Origin of the sequence: Tropicimonas sp. (genome assembly GCF_047971885.1) — a bacterium.
GTDB lineage: Bacteria > Pseudomonadota > Alphaproteobacteria > Rhodobacterales > Rhodobacteraceae > Tropicimonas.
This window is the reverse complement of the sequence record NZ_JBKEAE010000039.1, coordinates 1-2,887: the sequence shown is the minus strand read 5'-3', so window position 1 is coordinate 2,887 and position 2,887 is coordinate 1. Positions and strand designations below refer to the sequence as shown.

The following is a 2,887-nucleotide window of genomic DNA, read 5'->3' as shown; positions in this document are numbered from 1 at the left end:
CGTCATGTCCAGCATCAGGCCGATGCGCGAGGGCAGCGACTTCAGGAACCAGATATGCGCCACGGGCGCGGCCAGTTCGATATGGCCCATACGTTCGCGGCGCACCTTTTGCAGCGTGACTTCCACGCCGCATTTCTCGCAGACGACGCCGCGATACTTCATGCGCTTGTACTTGCCGCAAAGGCATTCGTAATCCTTGATCGGCCCGAAGATCCGGGCGCAGAACAACCCGTCGCGCTCGGGCTTAAAGGTGCGGTAGTTGATGGTCTCGGGCTTCTTGATCTCGCCATAGGACCACGAGAGAATCCGCTCCGGGCTCGCCAGCGACACCCTGATCTCGTCAAAGGCCTTGGGCGGGGTAAGCGGGTTGAACGGATTGTTGGTCAGTTCCTGGTTCATTGTCAAATCCTTGAAATGGTGCGGGAAGGGAGGAGCCGGGCGGCCGCACGGGCCGCCCGCTTCGGGCGCAAGGCCCCTATTCCTCTCCCTCCGCATCCAGGAGTTCCATGTTCAGGCCGAGGCCGCGCACTTCCTTGACAAGCACGTTGAACGATTCCGGCACACCGGCCTCGAAATTGTCCTCGCCCTTGACGATGCTCTCGTAGACCTTGGTCCGCCCGGCCACGTCGTCCGACTTCACGGTCAGCATTTCCTGGAGCGTGTAGGCGGCGCCATAGGCTTCGAGCGCCCAGACCTCCATCTCCCCGAAACGCTGGCCGCCGAACTGCGCCTTGCCGCCCAGCGGCTGCTGGGTGACCAGACTGTAGGGGCCGGTGGAACGGGCGTGGATCTTGTCATCCACAAGGTGGTGCAGCTTGAGCAGGTACTTCACCCCGACCGTGACCTGACGGCTGAACTTCTCGCCGGTGCGCCCGTCATATAGATCGGACTGGCCGGACAGATCGAACCCGGCGCGCATCAGCGCATCGTTGACACCCTCTTCGCGCGCGCCGTCGAAGACGGGCGTTGCGATCGGGACACCGCGGGTGACAAGGCCGGCGGCCTCGACCAGACGATCCTCGTCCATGCCTTCGATGCCTTCATCGTAGACATCGTCACCATAGGCGATACGCATCGCCTCGCGGACCGGGGTCAGATCGCCCGAGCGGCGGTATTCGTCCAGCGCCTCGTCCACCCGCACGCCCAGCCCGCGAGAGGCCCAGCCCATGTGGGTTTCGAGGATCTGGCCGACGTTCATCCGGCTCGGCACGCCGAGCGGATTGAGAACGAAGTCCACCGGTGTGCCATCGGCGAGGAACGGCATGTCCTCCATCGGAACGACGCGGCTGATCACGCCCTTGTTGCCGTGACGGCCGGCCATCTTGTCGCCCGGCTGAAGCTTGCGCTTCACCGCGATGAAGACCTTGACCATCTTCATCACACCCGGCGGCAGGTCGTCGCCGCGGCGGACCTTTTCGACCTTGTCCTCGAAGCGGGCTTCCAGCGCGCGTTTCTGGATGTCGAACTGCTCGTTCAGGGCCTCGACGATCTGCGCATCGGAATCGTCGCCCAGGGCAAGCTGCCACCACTGGCCGCGCGACAGCGTTCCCAGCAGTTCCTCGGTGATCGGGCTGTTGGACGGAACGCCCTTGGGCCCCTTCACCGCAACCTTGCCAAGCAGCATGTCCTTGAGCCGCGCGTAGATGTTGCGCTCAAGGATTGCCTTTTCGTCGTCCCGGTCGCGGGCAAGACGCTCGACCTCCTCGCGCTCGATCTGCAGCGCCCGCTCGTCCTTGTCCACGCCGTGGCGGTTGAACACGCGCACCTCGACCACGGTGCCGAAATCGCCCGGCGGCAGGCGCAGCGAGGTGTCGCGCACGTCTGATGCCTTTTCGCCGAAGATGGCGCGCAGGAGTTTCTCCTCCGGCGTCATCGGGCTTTCGCCCTTCGGCGTGATCTTGCCCACCAGGATATCCGCCGGGCCGACCTCGGCACCGATATAGACGATCCCCGCCTCATCGAGGTTGCGCAGGGCCTCCTCGCCGACATTGGGGATGTCGCGGGTGATTTCTTCCGGCCCGAGCTTGGTATCCCGCGCCGCAACCTCGAATTCCTCGATATGGACCGAGGTGAACACGTCGTCGCGCGCCACACGTTCGGAAATCAGGATCGAGTCCTCATAGTTGTAGCCGTTCCACGGCATGAAGGCGACGACCACGTTCTTGCCGAGCGCCAGTTCGCCGAGATCGGTCGAGGGGCCATCGGCGATGACCTCGCCCTTGACCACCGTATCGCCCACCTTGACCAGCGGGCGCTGGTTGATGCAGGTGTTCTGGTTCGAACGCTGGAACTTGCGCAGTCGATAGATATCCACACCGGCATCGCCAAGCCCGAGATCCTCGGTTGCCCGGATGACGATACGCTGGGCATCGACCTGGTCGATAACACCGGCCCGCTTTGCCATGATCGACGCGCCCGAGTCGCGCGCCACCACTTCCTCGATGCCGGTACCGACCAGCGGCGCCTCGGCACGGATCAGCGGCACCGCCTGACGCTGCATGTTCGAGCCCATCAGGGCGCGGTTCGCGTCGTCGTTTTCCAGGAACGGGATCAGCGAGGCGGCAACGGAAACGAGCTGCTTGGGCGAAACGTCGATCAGATCGACGGTTTCGCGTGGCGCCATGGTGTATTCACCGGCCTGACGGGTGTTGACCAGATCGTTCTCGAACCGGCCTTCGGCATCGAGATGCGCGTTGGCCTGCGCCACCGTGTGCCGCATTTCCTCGGTGGCGGACATGTAATGGACTTCGTCCGTCACCTGCCCGTTCTTGACCACGCGGTAGGGGGTTTCGATGAAGCCGTACTTGTTCACCCGCGCGAAGGTCGCGAGGCTGTTGATCAGGCCGATGTTGGGGCCTTCCGGCGTCTCGATCGGGCACATCCGGCC

Annotated in this window: 2 protein-coding genes; both read right to left on the bottom strand. The window is 63.9% G+C overall.

The genetic code is table 11. From position 1 onward, the window contains the following. Positions 1-399 (bottom strand): hypothetical protein (locus ACK5IR_RS04755; RefSeq protein WP_416926437.1); only part of this gene is annotated, 399 nt, incomplete at its 3' end. 76 nt (positions 400-475) lie between these two features. Further along, a partial coding sequence (gene rpoB, locus ACK5IR_RS04750) for a DNA-directed RNA polymerase subunit beta (protein ID WP_416926435.1) occupies positions 476-2,887 on the bottom strand: 2,412 nt, incomplete at its 5' end.